Origin of the sequence: Alteromonas sp. ALT199 (assembly GCF_018619335.1) — a bacterium.
In the GTDB taxonomy this organism is placed as follows: domain Bacteria; phylum Pseudomonadota; class Gammaproteobacteria; order Enterobacterales; family Alteromonadaceae; genus Alteromonas.
This window is the reverse complement of record NZ_JAHHDX010000124.1, coordinates 93,629-116,851: the sequence shown is the minus strand read 5'-3', so window position 1 is coordinate 116,851 and position 23,223 is coordinate 93,629. Positions and strand designations below refer to the sequence as shown.

At 42.2% G+C, this 23,223-nt stretch carries 15 protein-coding genes, 1 tRNA gene and 1 pseudogene; 10 read left to right on the top strand and 7 right to left on the bottom strand.

Annotated elements, in window-relative coordinates:
- The first annotated feature begins 753 nt into the window (after window positions 1-753).
- The 7 genes from KL866_RS13710 (at window position 754) to KL866_RS13680 (ending at window position 9,351) form a co-directional block, all read left to right on the top strand.
- Window positions 754-2,136, top strand: coding sequence for an MATE family efflux transporter (locus KL866_RS13710; protein ID WP_214995493.1), 1,383 nt, complete (start codon window positions 754-756; stop codon window positions 2,134-2,136).
- An 89-nt stretch (window positions 2,137-2,225) separates the two neighbouring features.
- Window positions 2,226-4,241, top strand: a complete 2,016-nt coding sequence (uvrB, locus tag KL866_RS13705) for an excinuclease ABC subunit UvrB (RefSeq protein WP_025254528.1) — start codon at window positions 2,226-2,228, stop codon at window positions 4,239-4,241.
- A gap of 365 nt (window positions 4,242-4,606) precedes the next feature.
- The gene (locus KL866_RS13700) at window positions 4,607-5,533 is read left to right on the top strand and encodes a LysR family transcriptional regulator (protein ID WP_214995491.1); all 927 of its coding nucleotides are present in this window, start codon (window positions 4,607-4,609) and stop codon (window positions 5,531-5,533) included.
- A gap of 200 nt (window positions 5,534-5,733) precedes the next feature.
- Entirely contained in the window at window positions 5,734-6,762 is a 1,029-nt protein-coding gene (locus KL866_RS13695; protein WP_214995489.1) for a DNA cytosine methyltransferase, read from the top strand.
- 14 nt (window positions 6,763-6,776) lie between these two features.
- Window positions 6,777-8,186 carry a protein NO VEIN domain-containing protein gene (locus tag KL866_RS13690; protein ID WP_214995487.1) on the top strand — a complete coding sequence of 470 codons (1,410 nt, stop codon included), beginning with the start codon at window positions 6,777-6,779 and terminating at the stop codon, window positions 8,184-8,186.
- Window positions 8,183-9,232, top strand: a complete 1,050-nt coding sequence (dcm, locus tag KL866_RS13685) for a DNA (cytosine-5-)-methyltransferase (RefSeq protein ID WP_214995485.1) — start codon at window positions 8,183-8,185, stop codon at window positions 9,230-9,232. The genes KL866_RS13690 and dcm overlap by 4 nt, the downstream gene beginning before the upstream one ends.
- Before the next feature lie 43 nt (window positions 9,233-9,275).
- Window positions 9,276-9,351 (top strand) — tRNA-Glu (locus KL866_RS13680).
- Between the two features lie 727 nt (window positions 9,352-10,078).
- On the opposite strand, the gene queC is transcribed toward KL866_RS13680, so the two are convergent.
- Window positions 10,079-10,735, bottom strand: coding sequence for a 7-cyano-7-deazaguanine synthase QueC (queC, locus tag KL866_RS13675; RefSeq protein WP_025254530.1), 657 nt, complete (start codon window positions 10,733-10,735; stop codon window positions 10,079-10,081).
- Between the two features lie 94 nt (window positions 10,736-10,829).
- Here queC and queE point away from each other — a divergent pair, with 94 nt between their 5' ends.
- Both queE and KL866_RS13665 read left to right on the top strand, forming a co-directional pair.
- A complete protein-coding gene (gene queE / locus KL866_RS13670) occupies window positions 10,830-11,504 on the top strand; it encodes a 7-carboxy-7-deazaguanine synthase QueE (protein WP_214995510.1) in 675 nt (224 codons plus the stop codon).
- Between the two features lie 88 nt (window positions 11,505-11,592).
- Complete coding sequence (locus tag KL866_RS13665) at window positions 11,593-12,501, top strand: amino acid ABC transporter substrate-binding protein (protein WP_214995483.1); 909 nt, start codon at window positions 11,593-11,595, stop codon at window positions 12,499-12,501.
- A gap of 290 nt (window positions 12,502-12,791) precedes the next feature.
- Here KL866_RS13665 and KL866_RS13660 read toward each other — a convergent pair whose 3' ends face one another.
- From KL866_RS13660 to KL866_RS13650, 3 genes are all read right to left on the bottom strand, one after another.
- Complete coding sequence (locus KL866_RS13660) at window positions 12,792-14,102, bottom strand: IS4 family transposase (protein WP_214995481.1); 1,311 nt, start codon at window positions 14,100-14,102, stop codon at window positions 12,792-12,794.
- Between the two features lie 136 nt (window positions 14,103-14,238).
- Window positions 14,239-15,909 (bottom strand): asparagine synthase B, encoded by a 1,671-nt coding sequence (gene asnB / locus KL866_RS13655; protein ID WP_214995479.1) that lies wholly within the window; start codon window positions 15,907-15,909, stop codon window positions 14,239-14,241.
- A gap of 401 nt (window positions 15,910-16,310) precedes the next feature.
- The gene (locus tag KL866_RS13650) at window positions 16,311-17,978 is read right to left on the bottom strand and encodes a M28 family metallopeptidase (RefSeq protein ID WP_214995477.1); all 1,668 of its coding nucleotides are present in this window, start codon (window positions 17,976-17,978) and stop codon (window positions 16,311-16,313) included.
- Between the two features lie 70 nt (window positions 17,979-18,048).
- On the opposite strand from KL866_RS13650, the pseudogene KL866_RS20590 reads away from it, so the two are divergent.
- A pseudogene (locus tag KL866_RS20590) lies at window positions 18,049-19,001 on the top strand (DUF3025 domain-containing protein).
- An 82-nt stretch (window positions 19,002-19,083) separates the two neighbouring features.
- Here KL866_RS20590 and KL866_RS13640 read toward each other — a convergent pair.
- The 3 genes from KL866_RS13640 to cysN all read right to left on the bottom strand — a co-directional run bounded on the left by KL866_RS13640 (window position 19,084) and on the right by cysN (window position 23,222).
- Window positions 19,084-19,818, bottom strand: coding sequence for a Yip1 family protein (locus KL866_RS13640; protein WP_311236152.1), 735 nt, complete (start codon window positions 19,816-19,818; stop codon window positions 19,084-19,086).
- A 247-nt stretch (window positions 19,819-20,065) separates the two neighbouring features.
- The gene (locus tag KL866_RS13635; RefSeq protein ID WP_214995475.1) at window positions 20,066-21,790 is read right to left on the bottom strand and encodes an SLC13 family permease; all 1,725 of its coding nucleotides are present in this window, start codon (window positions 21,788-21,790) and stop codon (window positions 20,066-20,068) included.
- A gap of 16 nt (window positions 21,791-21,806) precedes the next feature.
- Window positions 21,807-23,222, bottom strand: coding sequence for a sulfate adenylyltransferase subunit CysN (gene cysN, locus KL866_RS13630; RefSeq protein WP_025254538.1), 1,416 nt, complete (start codon window positions 23,220-23,222; stop codon window positions 21,807-21,809).
- Between the last annotated feature and the right edge of the window lies 1 nt (window position 23,223).

Genomic DNA, 23,223 nt, shown 5'->3' with positions numbered 1-23,223 from the left:
CCCATATAACTAAATAGAATAAAAAATAACTTCCATACTGTTAATATGTACAGGGTTTAATAAAACTGTAACCTGTACTTGAGGATTAAAAGGTTAGTCACCACTTACGTGCTGAGAAATTATTCTAGCACGAAATCGCGCCGAATATGGTCTAGCGTTAGTTATCCACTAAATCTGTGGATAACTATGTTGATAGCTTAAATTCGCAGTACCTATTTATGAGATCGCCAGTGTATTGATCGAATCACGTTTTAACATTGATAGGTTGTAACTTTATTTAATACAGGGGGTTAGGTTGTCTTTTATGATCTTAATTGCCGATCTAAATAGATCGGTTGAACAAAAAGTAGCTTGTGTGTTAATTCGACGAATGTCTAAATGCTATCCAATGAAATCCATCTTATCTCTCAATGTGTTACATAGTGTTAACAAATTTGGTTGTCTCTTATTCGCCTATATAAGGTGTTCATTCACGTTCAAGTTATATAACCGCATAATTAAAAGTGAAACACGATTGAAATCTATTTGTCAGGAATTTACATACACAGTGTTTACTTTGTTTATTATAGAAACTATTGATTTTGCTGAGTTGCGAGTAAATTGAATCAACGTTAGTGCTTTTATCAAAAACAAGGCTTTTCTTTCCGTCCTCTTAAGCATTCCCTTGTTTGTCGATTACACATAGCTAATTAGAGTTCTGTCTTTTACACTAACGCGCAATTCAAGAGAGGACTAAAGTTTGCCGGAGCTCAAGTGATAAAAAGTAACGCTAAACAACGGACTTCCGACTTATTGGAAGGAGATATAGCTACTACGTTAAAGCGTATGACTATTCCTATGATAGTGGGGATGGTTATGATGATGAGTTTCGGGCTTATTGATACGTTCTTCGTTAGCTTGTTAGGAACAGACCCTTTAGCGGCTATTAGTTTTACTTTTCCAGTTACATTTACTGTCATCAGCCTAAATATCGGTTTAGGTATAGGTACCTCTGCAATTATAGGTAAATTACAAGGTAGTAAAGAGGTAACCAAGTCTCAGCAATACGCTACAGGCTCTTTAATGCTATCGGTTTTACTGGTAGGGGCGTTAGCAATTATTGGCTTTTTCACTATAGAGCCTGTGTTTAAGTTGCTTAATGCAACAGAGAACCTAATGCCGTATATATCTGATTATATGGGTCTATGGTATCTATCGAGTATTTTTCTTGCTATGCCGATGGTGGGAAACAGTGTGCTTAGAGCATGCGGTGACACCCGCACACCAAGTATTGTTATGGCGGCGGGAGGTGCGCTCAACGCCTTACTCGACCCTATTTTCATATTCGGCCTTGGCCCTATTCCAGCGATGGGAATAAAAGGTGCTGCACTAGCTACCTTTATAGCTTGGATCGTGGGCGCACTGTGGATACTTTATATATTAGCGGTTCAACGAAAACTCATGTTGCCTCGACTGCTAACCTTGGTTGAATTGCGTGATAGCAGCCGTGAGATTCTCAAAATAGGGCTGCCCGCGGCAGGGGCAAATATGCTAACCCCTGTTGCTGGTGGCGTAATGACAGCTGTAGTTGCTGGTTACGGGGCCGAAGCGGTTGCCGCTTGGGGGGTAGGTAATAGAATGGAGTCTATTGCTAGTATTGTCGTGCTAGCGCTTTCTATGACGCTGCCCCCTTTTATTAGCCAAAACGTTGGAGCAGGGCAAGTAGAACGGGTAAAAAAAGCATATTCGCTTACTTTGAAGTTTGTTCTTATTTGGCAGTTCGGCATTTTTCTTGTCATGTGGGCAATGTCTAGCTGGATAGCCGTTGCCTTTGCCCATGAAGCAGAGGTAAGCGTACTAATACAGCTGTTTTTGATGATTGTGCCGCTAGGCTACGGTATGCAGGGTATTATCATTCTGACTAACTCATCGTTAAATGCCATGCATCGACCAATGACGGCGTTAACATTAAGTGTCATCCGCTTATTTGTTTTCTTCGTACCTATCAGTGTGGCAGGAAGTTTTCTCTTTGAATTAAAAGGGTTATTTGTAGGCAATGTCATTGCCAATACTGCGATGGCGTGTGTTTCATTTATTGTTTTCAAGCGCGCAGTAAAGCAATTTGAAATTGACACCGTAAATTCTCAGCATAATTAACGCGCTGGTGTTTTTTTTCACAGCGCATCTTCACTGAGCATGAGCGCAAATAAAACGTCGAGCAATAAGCTAAAGAAAAGGTTAAGTAAATGAGTAGAGGTTTTGAGCTTCATTCTAAATACAAGCCAGCAGGCGATCAGCCTAAAGCCATAGAAGCCTTAGTGGATGGGCTAGAAAGTGGCTTAGCCGGCCAAACACTTCTAGGTGTTACGGGGTCGGGTAAAACCTTTACCATGGCCAATGTAATTAAAGAGGTACAGCGACCAACGCTTATTCTTGCGCATAATAAAACACTAGCGGCTCAGTTATACGGTGAGATGAAAGAGTTCTTTCCCAATAACGCCGTAGAATATTTTGTTTCATACTACGATTATTATCAACCAGAAGCCTACGTTCCTAGTACCGACACTTTCATCGAGAAAGATGCTTCTATCAACGATCACATTGAACAGATGCGATTATCTGCGACTAAGGCGCTAATGGAGCGCAGAGACGTAGTTATTATTGCGAGTGTTTCGGCTATTTACGGTTTGGGCGATCCTGAGTCCTATATGAAAATGCTGTTGCACCTTCGCCAAGGCGACACTATGGATCAACGTGATATTTTACGTCGCCTTGCTGAACTTCAGTACAAGCGTAATGATTTGGCCTTTGAACGGGGTACCTTCCGTGTACGTGGCGATGTCATTGATATCTTCCCAGCCGACTCAGAAAAGCAAGCGGTGAGGGTTGAGCTTTTTGATGATGAAATTGATAAGATCAGTTTATTTGATCCATTAACGGGGGCCGTCGATAAATCAGTCATCCGCGCAACGGTTTTCCCAAAAACACACTACGTGACGCCCCGAGAAAAAATTCTCAATGCCATTGAACACATTAAAGATGAATTGGGCGATCGCAAAAAACAGCTCCAAGAAGCGAATAAGCTTATTGAAGAGCAGCGTATTTCGCAGCGAACCCAGTTTGATATCGAAATGATGATGGAGCTCGGATACTGTTCGGGCATTGAAAACTACTCCCGCTATCTGTCAGGGCGAGCGCCGGGCGAGCCACCTCCAACATTAATAGATTATTTCCCTGCAGATGGCTTAATGTTTATCGACGAATCTCACGTTACTGTTTCTCAGATAGGAGCTATGTATCGCGGCGACCGCTCAAGAAAAGAAACTTTAGTGGAGTTTGGTTTTCGACTTCCTTCTGCGCTAGATAATCGCCCACTTAAATTTGAAGAGTTTGAACAAATTTGCCCCCAAACCATCTATGTTTCTGCAACGCCTGGCGAGTATGAATTAAAGAAAACTGAAGGTGAAATAGTAGAACAGGTCGTACGTCCAACAGGTCTTTTGGACCCAATTATTGAAGTTCGCCCTGTGGCGACTCAGGTCGATGATGTTCTGTCTGAAATCCAAACGCGAGTAGAACTAGACGAACGGGTTCTCATTACCACGCTTACAAAGCGCATGGCCGAGGATTTGAGCGAGTATTTGAATGAGCACGGCGTTAAAGTTCGTTATCTGCATTCAGATATTGATACTGTTGAGCGTATCGAAATTATCCGCGACCTGCGATTGGGTAAATTCGATGTGTTGGTGGGTATCAACTTGCTACGTGAAGGTTTAGATATGCCTGAGGTGTCGCTAGTTGCTATTCTAGACGCTGATAAAGAGGGCTTTTTACGTGCTGAACGCTCTTTAATCCAGACTATTGGTAGAGCTGCGCGACATGTAAACGGTAAGGCCATTTTATATGGTGACAGTATTACTAAGTCTATGAAAAAAGCGATAGATGAGACAGACCGTCGTCGTGAAAAGCAAATGGAGCATAATAAGGCAAATGGTATAACGCCAATGCGACTTAACAAGCCTATTACCGATATTATGGACTTAGGTGACGGCGCGCACCCTGCGTCTGGTAAAGTTAGGTTGCGTAAAGTAGAAGAGAAGAAAAAACAACAGAAAACAGCTAGCGCCACTGAATTGATGGACCAAGTTACCGAGCTGGAAAAGCAGATGTTTGAATATGCTCGAGAGCTAGAGTTTGAGAAAGCGGCTTCGTTACGAGATGATATTGAAGCACTGAGAAAACAGGTTGTTGCGCTTTCTTGATAAATGCGCCCCAATATTTATTGGGGCCAACGTTTTCTATCGTGGACAGCTTATTTAGTTCTTTCATAGCCGTCTAATTCCTAGCCTAGGTTATCCCTTCGCATTTTATTAAACTCTTTGTGAGGCCTTAGGCATGGCTCTTTCGTATAAAACCGGATAACTCATATCAAGTTTTTGCTTTTATTGTTTGTTTCCCTGCTGTGCTCGTGGAAATCATCAATTAAACAGTTACTTCGAGAGCATAAACTTCTCAATTTCAGTACAAAATGAGACGAAAAGCCGTAAAATGTCGTTGTAATAGCGCAATTAGTTACATATAGTTCTAGTTTGAGTATCGATAACTATACCTATAAACAGGTGCCAATATGCTTAATCGTCTACAGGAGTCAGATATAAAACTACTGCGTGTATTCTACGCTGTAGCAAGCTGCAATGGATTTACTGCGGCAGAACCCGTGTTGCGTATGCAACGTCCAAATATCAGTGCTGCTATTAAGAAGCTGGAAGAGCGTTTGGACCTGGTGCTATGTCACCGGGGGCGTGGTGGCTTTCAAATGACAAAAGAAGGTGAAGTGGTTTTTCAGGAAACCAAGCGCATCTTCAACGCCTTCGATAACTTTGTGTTCAATCTAAAATCGCTGCACGATGACTACTCTGGCCATATCACGCTAGTGTTAATGGCAGGTCTTCCGCTTTCAATGCACTTGGCCGTTAGTAAAGCGGTTAAAAGCACGATGAAAAAATTTGACGATATTCATGTGAATATCCAAACTCGCTTATATAACGAAGTTGAGCATGTCGCGCTTTCAGGTGAGTGTCACCTTGTAGTTTCAACCTATGACATGGTTAAACCAGAATCGGTCACTTTCCACCCGGTAGGAATTGAAACTGAAGGGCGATTATACTGTGCGCCGACCCATCCTTTGGCCAAGTATCGCGATAGTGAATTACCAGAGAACGTGAAGATTGGTGATTATCCAGCTATTGGTATCGCTGGTTTATCATCGGCTAACTATATTGAAGATGAAACCAGACTATCTATTCAAACTTTTTCTGATTCTTTCGATGCTGCGATGTCCGCAATTATGACGGGCGAATATATTGGCTTGTTGCCTGATTACATGGCAAAAGAGCAGGGGGCCGCGTTAGGACTTGTGCCAATTGCACAAGGTAGCCTTTTCAACTTTAGTCACGAGTTGTTCGTGATGAATGGTAAAAATACGCGGTTAAACCCGGTGTTACGCCACTGCATTAAAGAGTTGAGCTATTTTATTTCTGAAAGTCAGAAGTAATTAAGTAGTGATTGAATAGTAAGTAAAGACGGCGTATTTATTACGCTGTTTGTTTAATTAGTGAATAAAATTTTTAAGTAAGATTGCACCATAGCAGTTCCCAATTTTAATTCCTCTTTATTTTTTCGATTACGGTGAGAAATATATTGCGATTTGTGGCTCTACCTGTATATTTTGCCAGTGTTTAATCGGAGGATGTTTTGAAAGTATTAGATCTATTTTGTGGCTGTGGTGGATTATCATTAGGTTTGGAGCAATCAGGCTTCGATGTGGCTTTAGGTATTGACATATGGAAAGATGCTTTAACAACATTTAAAGCCAACCATAGTAACTCACAAACCCACTGCGCCGATCTTTCATCAGTAAATTTTAACGATTTAAGGGATATGTATCTCTCTAGCGGTGCGGATGTAATAGTTGGAGGGCCGCCATGTCAAGGCTTTTCTATTTCAGGAAAAAGAGATCCAAATGATCCACGCAATAAACTATATACATCGTTCCTTAAAGCCGTAGATTTTTTTAAGCCAAAAGCTTTTATCATGGAAAATGTTCCAAATCTAGCATCTATGAGCAATGGAAAGATAAAAGATACAATAGTCAGTGAGTTTGAAGAAATTGGTTATACTATCTCATACAGAAAACTATTGGCTTCCGATTTTGGTGTTCCACAGAATCGTCGTCGATTTATTATGGTTGGTTTATTACAGAATAAAAAGTTTGAATTTCCGGTGCCGACGCACGGTATAGATAAGATATCCTGTCACGATGCAATTTCGGATCTTCCAGAAGACACTCTAGAGGACGGCTCAAATTATCCAATTGAAGAGTTGACGGAATTCCAGCAAATGATGAGGATTGGCTCAAGAGGCATTTTCAATCATCAGACTACCCAACATACCGATAAAACTGTATCAATAATTTCCTTGGTACCAGACGGTGGAAACTATAAAGATTTACCCGACGAGTATAAAGGCACTAGGAATGTCAACATCGCATGGACACGATATGCCAGTGACAAACCAAGCTTAACAATTGACACTGGTCATAGGCATCATTTTCATTACAAATTTAATAGAGTTCCGACGGTAAGGGAATCGGCAAGACTTCAATCATTTCCAGATGATTTTGTTTTCCATTGTTCAAAGACCAGTCAGTATAAGCAAGTAGGAAATGCAGTTCCTCCAATGTTAGGGAAAGCATTAGGTGAGCAGTTAAAAAAATTCATTTAGGGATAGAATAAGCTATGTATAGAGTTCCAGAAGAGTTCTTCGTTAGATTGCATCATTGTCGTCCAAGATTCAAAAACGACAGAGAGAATGTACTTTTATTTATAGCTAGTGAACTGTGCTTGATAGGTGAACTACCAGAGGCTGATTTTGCTAAAGAACTGAATAGCGCAATCAAGAGATTCCCTGGTAACTCAGCAAAAAAAGGCAAGACGATTGATAATTGGCGAACTGAGATAAGTTCATTGCTGGGGTTAATCGAATACACCGAAGACAATACATGTAAGCCGAGCCAAATGGCTGAGATTTTGAACAATGGGCAAGACTTAATCGAATTTTTTAGGTTTTTCTGTTATAAATTTCAGTATCCTGGAGGGCATCTTAAACCGAAAAAAAGTTTGGAGCTAATCAAGTTAGGAGTAAAGTTTAAACCTGTAGGGTACATACTTAAATTATTAGTTGAAGCTAATAAAAACAGCGATAAGAAGTTCGGTATCTCAAAAGAAGAAGCTACGCATTGTATATTCAATGACCTTCGAGTTGTAAGAGATCATCGGGCTGTAGAGGATACAATATCAATCATCCTCAATAATAGGTCTTCAGGGATCGAGTATGATGGTAATGGTGACATTATTAGGTATGCAGGAGATATTCTTGACTACATGGTTCTGGCGAATTTGTTAGACTTTAAACCGAATGGAAAATATTACATCCGCACTGTGGAGCCTGAGGTTATTAATACTATCTGCCATGATGATAATTATTTTCCAGAATATGAGCCTCTTTACAATCAAGACGACTTGGAGCTACAAGACATCACTGCCACTCAGCTCGCTTGGTTCAGGTATGTAAATACAGATTTAAACGCTGAAATATTTGAGACCGATATTTTTAGTATTGTGGATAAGCCTGATGACGATAATGAAAGCACATTCATTGCAGAGTTACTAGATAGTATTCGCGTAAAACAAAGGGCAAATGGTAAAGTAAAGACAAAGGAAATTGGAGATGTAGGCGAAGCGATTGCGATTCAGCATGAGCAAGTGCGCTTAAGAAAGCTTGACAGGGATGATTTAGCTAAAAAAGTTGTTAAAATGCCGGAGGCTCTTGCAGCTGGCTATGATTTAAACTCGTATGAAGGCATTGCTGAGAAAAAGCGTTGTATTGAAGTCAAGACGACAATTAGTAGAAATAAGCTAAATATTCAGAGATTCCACCTGACTCCCACAGAATGGGGAGCCGCAGATACCTATCAGGATGCATATTACGTATATCGATTAATGATTTCGGCTAAAAGTGTGACGCTATTTATAATGAGAAATCCTGTGAAATTATATAAAAATGATATTATCGATATGACTCCCAGAGATGGTGTCGACATCACTTACAATGGTAAATCTGGAAAAACCGAAGAGGTGTTATCGTGAAACGATTGTCTGCAGTTTCACTCTTTTCTGGCTTAGGAGGTATGGACCTAGGCCTAACAGGGGGCTTCTCATATCTCGAAAAGCAATATAAAAAAAATGTATTCGATATCGAATTTGCTATGGATTTCGATAAGCCTACATGTGATATATACAACAAAAACTTTAGTCATGAATGTCACAACATCGATGCAACTAAATTGAAGGAGTCTGACGTTCCAGATCATGATATTTTAATTGGTGGTTTCCCTTGTCAGGCTTTCTCCGTATCAGCTCAAAACCCTCCCAGATTAGGCTTCAAAGATGACAGAGGAAAGCTCTTCTTTGAAATGTGTAGGTTATTAAAGCATCACCAGCCAAGGTTTTTCGTAGCAGAAAATGTCAAAGGAATTTTATCAGCAAATAAGAAAAAAGCCTTTCCATTAATACTGAGTGAATTCGAAAAGGCCGGCTATCACATAAAATATAAAATATTGAATTCTGTAGAATTTGGGGTTCCACAAAAGAGAGAAAGAGTTTTCATTATTGGATTTAAGAACAGGTCTGATTACCTCAGGTTTGAATTTCCCAAAGGCAACCCTGAAAAGGTCGTTCCGCTGAAGTGCATACTTGAACCTGAAGATACCATTGAACCTAAATATTATTTTAGCCAAAAAGCAGTTGATGGCTTGAAAGCTACCAAAAACTACAAGATTATGAATAAAGGTCGGGCCCAATGTATCGAAGGACCGAGCAATACTGTAAGTGCACACCTAGCGAAAGTTAGCTTAAACAGCACTGACCCAGTTTTAAAAATTAATAATAGGTACAGGATGTTTACGCCCAGAGAGGTTGCAAGAATCCAATCTTTCCCGGAGTCTTTTCAATTAACTGGGTCCAAGACATTGAACTACAAAGCTCTAGGTAATGCTGTTGCTCCTGTAGTGATGTGGCACATTGCAAATACCCTTGAGGGACTCATACTCAACGATAATATTGAAAAATTTCAAAATGTCGGCCAGCTAGATTTGTTTGAATTCAATGAGAAAAAAGCGGCCTATGTTACTTGACTAAACAGTATTGAACGGCTACTATCCTCAGCGTTATTTAGATGCTCCCATCGTCTAGAGGCCTAGGACACCGCCCTTTCACGGCGGTAACAGGGGTTCGAATCCCCTTGGGAGTACCAACGCATCAATTCCTCCTCTTATTTAAATAATGATTAATGTTTCCAACGTAAGCTCGTTCTCGTTTTTTGGAAGATTTTTGAACTACGGTAGTTATGAGCAAGCGTAAGGTTTTTACTCTTCTCTATAACCTAAGGTGTCTTGCCGATAATATTACATTCAATTTATAAGTTAGTTGCGATGTTGTTCACTATTCGCAAAATAACCATTCCGTAGCAGAAGATGAAGTAATATGGCTGGCTCGATTTACTTGGGCGCAAAAATAGGCTCATTAGCTTTGAGTTTTGTTTTCAGTTATAGATTAATGTTGAAAAACTATCAAGCTCGTAAATTAATATGATAAACAGTAGTGCATAAGTATTTTATTGTTCGACCTACCAATAAGATGGCACATTTTGATTTGCAAATTGACACAATACATGAACAACTAACGCAAAAATGTGCTACCGAGCTTCCCAGTCAAGGCTAGCATTAACTGGGAAATCTTGTTTAAATTTCTTTAAGAAAAGATGTATTTCAAAATTGCAAAATTTAATTCATATATCGATATAAGTAACTTGCGCAAATCGTTTAAAGAAATGTTTATATTGGCATAAAAAAATGAATCTCTAATTCGTTTGGTTAAGTAAACATTTTAGAAATGATCAACCGTATTAATATCTCACAGAGTAAGGTCACATCCCGTAATTTTTTATATATTCAAGGCAAGAGGTGCTTTTTTAACAATCTTTATTCGTATTCAAGAGGGTCGGTAGCGCCATTTTCTTTAAATGCTTCTAAACGCTCTTCGCACGCACCACATTTCCCGCAGGCTTTTTCTCTACCGTTATAGCATGTCCATGTTTGCCCATAGTCCAATCCCATCGACAAGCCGTCAGTCAAAATAGCTGTTTTGCTAACATCGATATAGGGCGTCATTATGGTAACAGGGGTATAATTTGCAATGCCGCATACATCATTCATTTTATGAACAAATTCAGGGCGGCAGTCAGGGTAAATGGCATGATCGCCAGAGTGCGCACCGTAGTAAACTTCGTTTGCTTCTAAGCTAACGGCATAGCCAACTGCTAGCGAAAGCAATATCATATTGCGGTTAGGTACCACAGTTTGCTTCATACTTGGCTCTTCGTAATGGCCCTCTGGAACATCGATATCAGACGTTAGAGCCGAGCCACCAATAAGTGTGTTAATGGCACTGATATCAACAATCTTGTGCGGAACGTTAAGCGATTTGCATACGTTTGCCGCATAGTCGAGTTCTTTTTTATGGCGTTGGCCGTAATTAAAACTCAAAGCATAAACTTTTTTGCCTGCTTTAAGTGCCTTGTGTAACACTGTGAAGGAGTCCATGCCTCCTGAATAGATAACAACAACGTTTTCTGACATAGTTTTCGAAGATTTAAGAAATTATAAACGAATTTTATGTGATCCTTGGTAAAATCCCAACATACAATCGTTAAAGGGTGTCAAATTGTCTGTAATGTCCACACTAAACATCAATGAGATGTTTGAAACTATCCAGGGTGAAGGTGCTCACACTGGAATTCCTTCCATTTTTGTTCGTTTACAAGGCTGCCCTGTAGGCTGCCCCTGGTGCGATACTAAACATACGTGGGAAATTAAGCCTGATTTAAGTGTTTCGCCACAGGCGGTGATAACCAAAGGCGAAGAGTCAGAAAGCTATTTCATCTCAAGCGAAGACGCTTTGCTGGCCGAATTTACTCAACAAGGATACGTGGCAAAACACGTGGTCATCACAGGTGGTGAGCCTTGTATGTATGATTTACGTCCGTTGACGACCTTACTACACGACAAGGGTTTCACTACGCAAATTGAGACCAGCGGCACCTTTGAAGTGCTCTGCGATGAACGTACATACGTGACAGTATCACCAAAAATAAATATGAAAGGTGGGTACGGTGTTTTAGTGAATGCGCTGGAAAGAGCGAACGAAATTAAGCATCCTATCGCTATGCAAAAGCATATTGATGAGCTTGATGCGCTATTAGCTAAGGTGTCGTCACTTGTCGGAAAACAGGTGTGTTTACAACCAATTAGCCAGCAGAAGAGAGCAACTGAACTGGCTGTGCGTACTTGTATTGAGCGCAACTGGCGGCTATCTTTACAAACACACAAATACATTGGCATTGAATAAATGTTTATTATGCATTGGCCTCTTGAAAGAATAAAACGCGATTACGAGTACTCAATTCACTCTTTAATTCAATATGGGCATAAAGAAAATGCACAGCTTCAATTTGCTTAAAAAAGCTGTTACTGCAGCTATTGCTTTGTGTCTTTTGGCTATTGTACCAACGGTTAATAGCGCTACGTGGACGATTACCTACCCCCGTCCTATCGATGACTCCGACGCACGTGCTCAATATCCTATCGCTTTACTTAAACTCGCTCTCGATAAAACAGGTGTCAATTACGAGCTTCGCCCGTCGGATCGCATATTACTGACCAGTAAGGCTATGCGCCAGCTTCGTGAAAATAGAGAAGTGAACGTAGTGTGGAGCATGACAGATAACCAGCGTGAAAAAGAACTGGCTCCCATTCGAATTCCTATCGCCAAAGGGCTTATTGGCTTTCGTGTCTTCGTTGTAAACGAAGATAAGAAGTCGAAATTTGATGATGTATTATCGCTGACTGATATGCGAAAACTTGTTCCTATCCAAGGGGAAGAGTGGCCAGATACCAAAATTCTGCAAGCTAATGGATTTAATGTTTATACTGTGCCTGAATTTCGCAAAGCGTACGAAATGATAAAACAAGGAAAAGGAGACTTTTTTCCCCGCTCCGTGATGGAAGTGAGCGCAGAACTTGAAGAAGAGGGCCGCCGCTCTAATCTTTACCTTGAGCCTTCAATGGCACTTTATTATCCCACGGCAATGTATTACTTCGTTAATGTAAATAATAAAACATTAAAAAATCTCATTCAGACTGGTTTAAATAGAGCCATAAAAGATGGGTCGTTCGACGCCTTGTTTGAGTCTACCTACGCGCCTATCTTAGAATCTTTAGACGTTAGTGAACGCAAAATATTTACCTTAGAAAATCCATTGCTTCCCATCGAAACGCCTCTTACTAATTCTGCACTCTGGTATAAACCAACGTTAAAAGCGACTAATACCAATCCGCATAGATAAGTGCCCACTCAGAAGGCGCTGGCAAGTTTCCTAGCAAAGCGTGGGAATGCAGGAATGGTTGTTCCCTTTCAAATTCCCAGAATGAAGCTAGGAAGCTTGCCAGGCCTTCCCGAAGGGCGAGTTTAAAATGTCCACACTCTTTGTTGTGTCACCTTGATGTAGAACCACTATACCTGCGGTAATACGCCGTGATTACGAACATTTTAACTCTCGCTGAGTGGGTAATTATCTATGCGGACTGGTATAAAGTAAAAGAGCAATAAAAAACGCAGCCTAAGCGGTAATGCCGTTCACTTAAGGTGAGCGGTATTTTTCTTTCTACTGTATCGCTGTGGCCTCTGCTTAACAGTCCTAGGGAAGCTTCGCTCTCGTCGTGGAGCAAGGATAAGATGCTCAGCCATTTTGTGCATATACTTATATTGTCTTGGAATAGCGCCGGGCGTTGAATAAGGCAGACCGACCAGCAGCGACGTCACCTGAGCCAGCGCGCCATTAAAACTAAGCTGGTAAGGTAGGTAGTTGCCTTTAAGGTTAAAGCACATCTGAACCATCTGGTATCGCACCAGATTGTAGGTCAGCAATACGCCCCACAGTTCCTGCTTCACTAATTCAGGAAGGCGACTACGCAAGGTCAGACGGTTTCCCAGCATGTATTGTTTTTGCTCCCTGTAGCCCAGCTCAATCTCCCAGCGATGCCCGTATAAGTCAGCGATATCGGCTGCAGGGTAGCGCATGGCATCGGTCATTGACGTAAGCACTTCATAGGTTTTACCTTTGATCTTTCGACTCACAATACGAGCGGTCAGGGTATCGGGTAATCCCGGCCATAATTTCCTAGAGCGAGGGTTACTGCTTAACATTACTAACTTGTCATTGCGTCCCAAGGAGCGAATTTCCTGATATTGCAGGTTCTTTTTAACAGGAATAAGCCAGTGCCGGTTTTCCCCTTCGAGCTGCCATTGATGTAATAGGCCTAGGGAATAAAACCCTTTATCGAACAGGGTGACACTATTGTCCGGGGTGGTTTCGATAAGCTGTTCGGCCAGCTTCATTTCATTGATGGCGTAACTATCAAACGCGCTTCCCGTCATCAGATGGGTACTTAGCTCCATCTGACAAACCATTCTTACTTGCGGGTAAAGAGAATCCTTTTTGCGTGAAAACGCGTCGGCATTTTCTGGCGTATCTTCGGTACGCCAGACGACACCATCAACGCCTAACAGCGTCAGTCCATTCCACTGAGGTAAGTTTGCCTGTCTGAGCCAGTGCGCCGTCATGTGCTGATACACCGCCTTTGCGCCACTTTCTCCCAGTGTTTTACGACGCTGTGTTAATGCACTTGGCGCCACAAAGGGCTTACCCTCACGCTCAACAATATCGAGTTGGTTTACAACATCAGATATCGACTTGTCATTGTACAGCGCCATGCCTACAAGTAGCCATACCAGTGATTCAAGCGACAGCTTACGTTTGCGCAAAGTGACCGTATCAGACATCTCATAAGCTTGCTCAATCAATTCTAACGGAATGAGGTCAGACAGCGCTTTAGCTTGTGGCTGCTTAACAGTATTGATGATGTCTAAAGCTTGAGAAGCGTCCATAAAAAAATCCGATATCAGTTACCTGATACCGGATTTTGAAGCCTTAAAAAGATCGGTCAACCGATCATTAAACTCTTAACTGATCGGCATTACAGCCTAAGCTGCGTTTTTTTATATCTTTGTTTCGTAACGTCTGTTAAGACTCACCAGCGTGAACGTCTTTCATTGAGCGACCAGAAGGGTCTGCATTGTTCTTAAAGCTTTCGTCCCACTCAAGGGCTTCTACTGTACTACAAGCAATAGATTTACCGCCAGGTACGCAGCGTGCGGCACTCTCTTGAGGGAAGTAACTCTCGAAAATAGTGCGATAGTAATAGCCTTCTTTGGTGTCAGGCGTATTCACTGGGAAGCGGAACTCTGCAGTTGCTAATTGCTGGTCTGTTACTTCGTTTTCAACGAAATCGCGAATTGAGTCAATCCACGAGTAACCTACACCGTCACCAAACTGTTCTTTCTGACGCCACAATACCTCTGCAGGAAGTGTTTCCCCATTATCGAACGCTTTACGAAGGATCCATTTTTCCATTTTGCCATCAAGACACATTTTATCTTGTGGGTTTAAGCGCATCGCTACATCAATAAAGTTCTTATCTAAGAAAGGAACACGTGCTTCTACACCCCATGCTGATGTTGCTTTGTTTGCACGAGCACAGTCAAACATATGAAGGCGATCTAGCTTACGCACGGTTTCTTCGTGGAATTCTTTGGCATTTGGCGCTTTGTGGAAATACAGGTAGCCACCAAAGATTTCATCAGCGCCTTCCCCCGATAGCACCATCTTAATGCCCATCGCTTTAATTTTACGGGTCATAAGGTACATAGGTGTAGCTGCGCGGATGGTGGTTGTATCGTACGTTTCAAGATGGAAGATAACATCACGGATGGCATCTAAACCTTCTTGAATAGTGAAGTGAATTTCATGGTGAACAGTACCAATCATATCTGCCACTTTTTTCGCGGCTTTTAGATCTGGCGCACCCTCAAGTCCAACGGCGAAACTGTGTAGGCGAGGCCACCAAGCGTCGGTCTTATCTTCATCTTCAACGCGTTTTGCTACGTACTGTGCAGCCACAGCAGAAACCAGTGATGAGTCTAGACCACCAGATAACAACACTGCGTAAGGGACGTCAGACATCATGTGTGACTTCACTGCTTTTTCAAAAGCAACGCGAAGTTCCTCTAGATCGCTCGTGTTGTCTTTTACGTTGTCATACTCCATCCAGTTGCGTTTGTAGTATTTAGTGATTTTTCCTTCTTTGCTCCACAGGTAGTGGCCAGGAGGGAATTCACTAATTGTCTTACATACGCTCGCTAGCGCTTTCATTTCTGATGAAACATAGAAGTTACCGTGTTCATCGTAACCCGTATAAAGCGGGATTATACCAATGTGGTCACGGGCAATGAGGTAAGCGTCTTGTTCTTCATCGTAAAGAATAAACGCAAACATACCCTCTAGTTCATCAATAAAGTCGATACCTTTTTGCTGGAAAAGCGGAAGGATAACTTCACAATCTGAACGGGTTTTAAAAGGATACGGCTCATCTAAATCAGCGGCTAGCTGCTTGTGGTTATAAATCTCGCCGTTAACAGCAAGAATATGCTTATCGTTTTGGCTGATAAGAGGCTGTGCCCCAGTATCAACGTCGACAATCGCCAGTCTTTCGTGACAAAGAATGGTATTGTCATTATTCCAGATACCCGACCAGTCAGGGCCACGGTGGCGCAAAAGTTTAGATAAATCGAGGGCTTGGGTTCTGAGTTCAGACACATCGGTTTTGATATCAAGGATACCGAAAATACCACACATATAACGGATTCTCTCTGTTCACTTGTTGAAAAAAATAATAGAAGTTTTTTCTGTCGGTACTCGCGTACGAGTGGGCGAAGGATTGTTTTTATTCTTTTTTCGCGTGCCCCTGAATGTGCCAGTCTGACAGGAAATTGCAAGTACAATATGATGAGAAAATGGAAATTCTTATTCCTTTTATCTCAAAATAGCGCTTTATTAACATTTTTATCCTATTTCGCGGCGACAAACACTGTCTTTACTGAGTCATATGGGTGTTAAGGAAGAAACAAAATTAAGAGTATGCAACGGCTCTATTTAGGCATATGTAGGGCGCCAACGAAAGGGGCCTCATAAAGAGGCCCCTGTTATACTCTTGCAGGTTTAAGCAATTTTCCAGTGCTTAAACGTCGACGTTTGTATTAGTTTTGACGCTGAAACTCACTTGCTTCATTCCACTTAGGCCAAGCATCTGCATTCGCTACGCCGACACCCACGTCAAATAGCATTTGCGTGTCTTGTACGATACCAGTTAAGTCCCAATCGTCACGATATTGGTCGCACACTTGATGATAACAACCAGTCACGATAACGTTCATACGCTTTCTATACTTAGCCGTTTCTTCATCTGCAGGCTCGTTACCGCCTTCTGCATAAAGTGCTGGGACACCCTGTTTGGCGAAGCTGAAGTGATCTGAACGGTAGTAATAACCTGCCTCAGGTCGGTCTTCTTGGGTAAGTGTACGACCTTGTTTTGCCGCAGCGGCCTCTAGGTAATCTTCCATTTCTGACTTGCCCATTCCCACAACGGCGACGTTTTTAGTTCTACCTAAAACGTTCATTGCATCCATATTGATATTAGCGACAGTATTTTCAATTGGAATGACAGGGTTGCTAGCATAAAACTTGCTGCCTAATAGCCCTTGCTCTTCAGCAGTAACCACTAAAAATGACACTGAGCGTTTAGGCGCCGGTGTTAGCTCCGAATAGGCTTTAGCCATGGCTAAAATAGCTGCAGTGCCGGTCGCATTGTCGTGTGCGCCGTTATAGATTTGGTCGCCTTCTTTGCTTTCATCTTTACCTAGATGATCCCAGTGTGCTGTGTAGATAACATGCTCATCAGGAAACTCTGTACCCGGTAGTGTAGCAATTACGTTGTTGCTCTCTGACTTTTCAAAAGTATTGTTTACAGTAACCGACGCTTTGATATCCATCGCTTTACTATATGGGCCTTGCATGGCGTTAGCTTTCTCTTCATCAAAATCAAGGCCAGCATCGGTAAACACTTTTTTCGCTGCATCTAACGTAAGCCACCCTTCAACGGCAACACGGCTTGCACCTTTGTCACCGCTCACTAGGCCGTACTGCGGGCCACTCCAACTGTTAGCAACAACAGACCAGCCGTAAGACGCTGGCGCGGTTTCGTGAACAATAATGGCACCCGCCGCCCCTTGTCGGCTCGCTTCTTCGTATTTGTAACTCCACCGGCCATAATAGGTCATGGTAGTGCCTTGAAACTTACCGCTTTCTGGGTTTTCAAAACCAGGGTCGTTGATTAGCATAACCACGGTTTTGCCCTTAACATCTAACCCTTCGTAATCGTTCCAGTCGTATTCTGGCGCATTTACGCCGTAACCGACGAACACCAGCTCAGAATCTTCAAGGGATACCGAGCTTTGCTCGCGCTTAGAAGAGGCTACCATTTGCTCTTTGTAGACAAAGTTATTGTCGCCGATAGTCATGGTCATATCAGGATCAGCGGTAATTTCCATAAGCGCTACTTTTTGAAGAAAGCTATCGCCATTACCCGGCTTAATCCCAGCTTTAGTAAATTCGCTTGTTAAGTAGTCAATGGTTTTCTTTTCACCTTCAGTCGTTGGTAAACGACCTTCAAACTCGTCTGAAGAAAGGATCTTTAGCGGCTCGCGAATATCGGCATCGGAAATACTGTTGTAAACACTGTCGAAGTTAGATGCTACTGGCATCTCTTTTTGAGCTAATTCTTTTTGTGAGGTGCTGTCGTCGTTCGGTGTGCAAGCACTTACGCCTAAAAGGGTAGGTACAAGCAATGGCAAAAACATATTTTTCATTGTTAGTCTCTGTTTGCTCTACAATACGCGACTAGTATAGAGAAAACCCCAAAGCGAACCAATAGTTGATATGCAATCACACTCAATCCCTTTCTGTAACGACTACTTACTAAAATACGCCAGTAAACCGGTTACGGCGCTTCTTGAAGAGGTTGGCTTGCTAAGTAACGACGAATTTCCTACGCCTGAACAGCTAAATGAATTAACTACTCGGTATTATGATCATTGGCAGGGGCCTTTGTTCAAGGGGCAAAGCCAGTTCTCAACTGATGAGCAACGTTATTACGAGACCATTATTAGTGAAGACGGTGTAGTCCCTACCCGGGAGCAAAGCTGGCACGACTTATTTAATGCACTTATTTGGCTACAGTTTCCTAAAACAAAATCTTTGTTAAATGAGCTGCATATTAGTGATATCAATGCGCACGGCGTGAACCCCAGAACGGCACGCCGCAACCGCATTACCCACTTTGATGAATGTGGGGTAGTGCTAGCCGTTGAGACTTCTGACAGATTTGTTTTAGACAAGCTAGTGCCTAGTAAAGAAATTCCTGAGCAAAAGTTTGAACCTGCAAATAAAAACAATCGAAGCGCGCATATGACAGTGATGCGCTTGAGACATTTTTAGCAGAATTAGCGGTTCACGAGTGGGAACGAGTTTTCGTCGAAAAGCGAGAATTGTGGCACACCCGAGTGAGCCCTTTTATCTTTGGGCACGCGAATTTAGAAATGATGCTGAACCCGTTTATAGGGCTGACGGGCAAGTGGCTTGCGGTATCGGTACCTCATGGTTTTAGCCGTCTTGATAAATGGCAGCAACGCTTGGTATTAGACCATGCTATGACAGCGAGAATTAAGACGCTAAATTGTTTCGAGAGCACACCGCTTTTAAAACCTTTGCCCCTGCTAGGAGTGCCATTATGGCACAGTCAGCAAGATGAAATGTTTTATAAAAATAAAGACTATTTTAGACCGCTACGCGAGGGCAGTAAGCCGACAATTCAGCTCCCCTTGTGGTCTTAAGAACTTTGCGCTGCCCCAGTTTTTTATCTGAAGCAGCGCCAACTAATAGCCAAATGGAAAGTAGGCTATTAAGAGTGTTTTTTTAAAATAGCGCTAAGGCAATTAACCAAATACCGTAGATAACCACATACGGCGCGCACGCAATTAATGCCGCTTTCTTAAGAGGAAAGGACGTCCATTGCGAAATGCCTACTGTAGCTAAATAAATGCCCCAAAAAAGCTCTAATCTTAACGCTTGGCCGAAGGCGTACCAGGGCGAGTCCATGGGAATATTTGCAATAAAGCCTAAAGACGTTGGAGATAAGATTGATGGTGCCACCTGATGGTCGCCTGCGAACAACAGCAATGCAACGCCAATTAAACCAGTTAGTACGTAAGGCATTGAAAGCCACCATGCGAATCCGTACCAGTCGGTGAAGCCGAAAACATGGCTGTCGTCTGAACGCGTCATCAGGTTTACGTACACGGCATAAACCGCGTTAATAATAATGGGGATAAAAAACGCGCCGATAATAGATGACCACAACAAAGCACTTCTGGTGAAGAAAGCTTTCATCTGCTCTTCTTCCGCTGGGCTCATATCACCTTGTGCGGCAATATTCATTTCAGCAAACCACTCAATATCTACAAAGTTAACGTAGAGGTACTGTGAGACTAGCGTGATAGCCATGATCAAAATAAATGGCATCCAACTCCAGTTGTTGTGTTCGCCTACCGCTTTGAACACGCCATTCGGTTTAAAAAAAATATCATTACACGCTTGGAAAGGGTTCGTCACGTTGTGCATCCCTTGCTCCTCTTTTTCGTTTTTATTCACTGTTTAGGCTTTGTGTAAAGCAATGACTGAATGTAAGTCATTGTTCATAAACACGTAAGAACTTTTGCGTTTACAGATTACTGGGGGCTACATGTGATGTACAGCACAAGATTCTGATGAAGAGGTATTTTTTGTAAGGGGAGGTGAATAAGGCTAGTTTATTAGAGCGAATTGCGTTTCTAAAATTAAAAAAGGGAAGCAAAGTGAAGCTTCCCTTTCTATTTTCTACAAAGGAAAAACCATCGAGCTATAGATAAGTCATATTAAGCAATGCTAGTACGATGGTGCTATACAGCACCGAAATAGGCAGCCCTATTTTTATAAAATGTGAAAACTTATAGTTCGCCGCGTTATAAACAAGCAAGTTGGTTTGATAACCAAACGGCGATATAAAACTCGCGCTTGCTGCAAATGCTACCGCTAGGGCAAATGGCATAAGGGGGGCGCCAATGATTTGCACTAAACCATAAGCGAACGGAAACATTAATGCCGCTGCCGCATTGTTGGTAACAAACTCGGTTAAAAGTAAGGTTAATAAGTAGATAACCACGAGCGCTATAAACCAATCAGTGCCCGCCAAAAGAGGCATTAGCGCTTCGGTTGTAGTCGCAATGACCCCAGAGTTTTCGAGCGCAGTGGCTAAGCTTAATGCCCCTACAATCACAACAATCAAATTTAGCGGTAAGTTTCGCTTCATTTCCCCATTTGAGGTCACTCTTACGCCAATAAGCACTGCGGCTAAAAATAGTAGACCGATGGCCAAGGAGATGGCGTTTGTTGCAGCTAATAACACAGTGGTAAGGAAGCCGCCAAGGGTGATCCATTCTTGATTATTGGTCAGCGGACGGGCAATTTTTTGCTCGGACAAAATGAAAAAGTTCTTATTCAAGTTTTGACGAGTCGCAAAGTCTGGGCCTGTCGCTAATAGTAAAAAGTCACCGGCTTGAAGCTTTATTTCACCAAGCTTACCTGAAAGCTGTTCTCCGTCGCGACGAATTGCAACAACGGCAGCGTCAAATAAGGCTCTAAAACCAAGCTTTTTAATGGTTTGTCCAATAATTTGTGCGCGGTTAGCCACCACAACTTCCGTTAAGCTTTCACGTAATACGCCATCCGTTTCTGCAAACATACTTAACCCTTTTATGTGGCTTAAGTTATCCAATTTTTGGACGTTGCCAGAGAAAATCAGTTTATCGTGCTCTACGATAACTAGGTCAGGGCCCACGGGAGAGATGAGATTGCCATTGCGAACCACTTCTACTAAAAAAAGTTCAGGCAGATTACGTAAGTGATTTTGCTCTACGGTTTTGCCTATTAACTCTGAACCAGGCTCTACTTCTGCTTCAACCATATACTCGTGATAGTTATTGTTTTTGTTGCCGATATTGGGCAACAAGGGCAATAACATAAACATGAGTAAACCACAGCTAAGCCCCGCTATGGTGCCGTACAAAGTGAAGTCAAAGAAATTAAAGCCAGGGTGACCGTGCTCTTGTAAAAAGCTATCTACAATGAGGTTAGTTGAAGTACCAATTAAGGTAACCGTTCCACCGAGTATTGCAGCGTAAGAAAGCGGGATCAGTAACCGTGAGGCCGGGTGATATTGGTTTTGCTTTATAGGACCAATAAGGCTTGCCACAATCGCGGTGTTATTTAACAGCGCAGAAGAGACAAAGGTTAACGAAAATAATCGCCAATAGGACTGAGTGAAATTAGCGCTAACTAACTTTCTACCAAGTCGCTTAATTAAAGCGGTTTTATCAATGGCACTACTCACTAAAAGCAACAAAACAAGGGTGATTAGGCCCTTGTTTGTTAAGTTTAGCAAGATGTCGTCAAGAGATAACTGCTGGGTAACCAGTAAAGCTAACACTGCTCCAGAAAACACAGTGGAAGGGCGCTGACTGGTAAAAATCAGCGCGCATATCGTACTGGCAAAAATTGCCAGTACGATGAACTGGGTCACATCCATATTGCTCCAGTCCTGCTTATAGTTTACTGATATCCACAGAGTTCCAATGCGGAAAGTGCTTGCGAACTAATGCATTGAATTCAAGTTCGAACTCAGAGAAGTTTGGCGAGGTATGTTGTGCATCACCGGCAATTTCGTCGATGATCATACCCGCACCTACCGTACCATTGGTTAAACGGTCGATAACAATGAATGAACCGGTAGGTCGGTTGCGCTTGTAAGGGTCACAGGCTACAGGCTGAGTAAACTTCAAATCTACAATGCCAATTTCGTTAAGATTTAGGTGCATGGCATCTGCTTCTTCCAGTGTGTTCACATCAATTTGATTATCGATATGAGCAACAACCCCTGGCGTCGATTTGGTCGCAAACTTAAACAAGTATTGCTTGTTCGGCATTAGCGGCTCTTCAGACATCCACACCAGATGTGTTTTAAACTGTGTGTTAAGTAGTGGCAAGTTGTCCGATTTAACAATCATGTCGCCACGAGAGATGTCAATTTCATCTTCTAAGGTAAGCGTAACTGCCTGAGGTACATAAGCGCGTTCTTGATCGCCTTCAAATGTAACTACTTGCTTAACTTTTGACTTCTTACCAGATGGAAGTGCAGTCACTTCATCACCTGGCGCAACCTGACCCGATACTACCGTACCGGCAAAGCCACGAAAATCTAGGTTAGGGCGGTTAACATACTGTACTGGGAAGCGAAAATCTTCCTGATTGTCGTCTTCACCAATTTCAATGTTTTCCAACATTTCCATTAGTGGTGTGCCGTCAAACCAAGGTGTTTTTTCACTGACACCAACAACGTTGTCGCCTTCCAATGCTGAAATAGGAACAAACTGAATGTCAGGAATATCAAGCTGTTCAGCAAACTTCAGGTAATCTTCCTGAATTTGCTTATACACCTCTTCTGAATAATCCATTAAGTCCATTTTGTTAATCGCAACAATAACGTGCTTGATGCCTAGAAGTGAAACTAGAAACGAGTGGCGCTTAGTTTGTACTTTAACACCGCCACGGGCATCAACAAGAATGATAGCGAGATCACAGGTAGATGCACCCGTTACCATGTTGCGTGTGTACTGCTCATGCCCTGGGGTATCAGCGATAATGAATTTACGCTTGTCGGTAGAAAAATAGCGGTATGCTACGTCAATAGTAATACCTTGCTCACGCTCAGACTGAAGGCCATCGACAAGTAAGGCTAGGTCAACTTTCTCACCTGTAGTACCTACTTTTTTACTATCTTTAGTAATAGCCGCAAGCTGGTCTTCATAAATCATTTTTGAATCGTGAAGTAAGCGACCAATAAGGGTACTTTTACCGTCATCTACGCTACCGCAAGTAAGGAAACGTAGCATGTCTTTCTGTTCGTGTTGCTCAAGGTAAGACAGAATGTCCTGTCTTAGTAATTCGTTTTCATTGTTCATG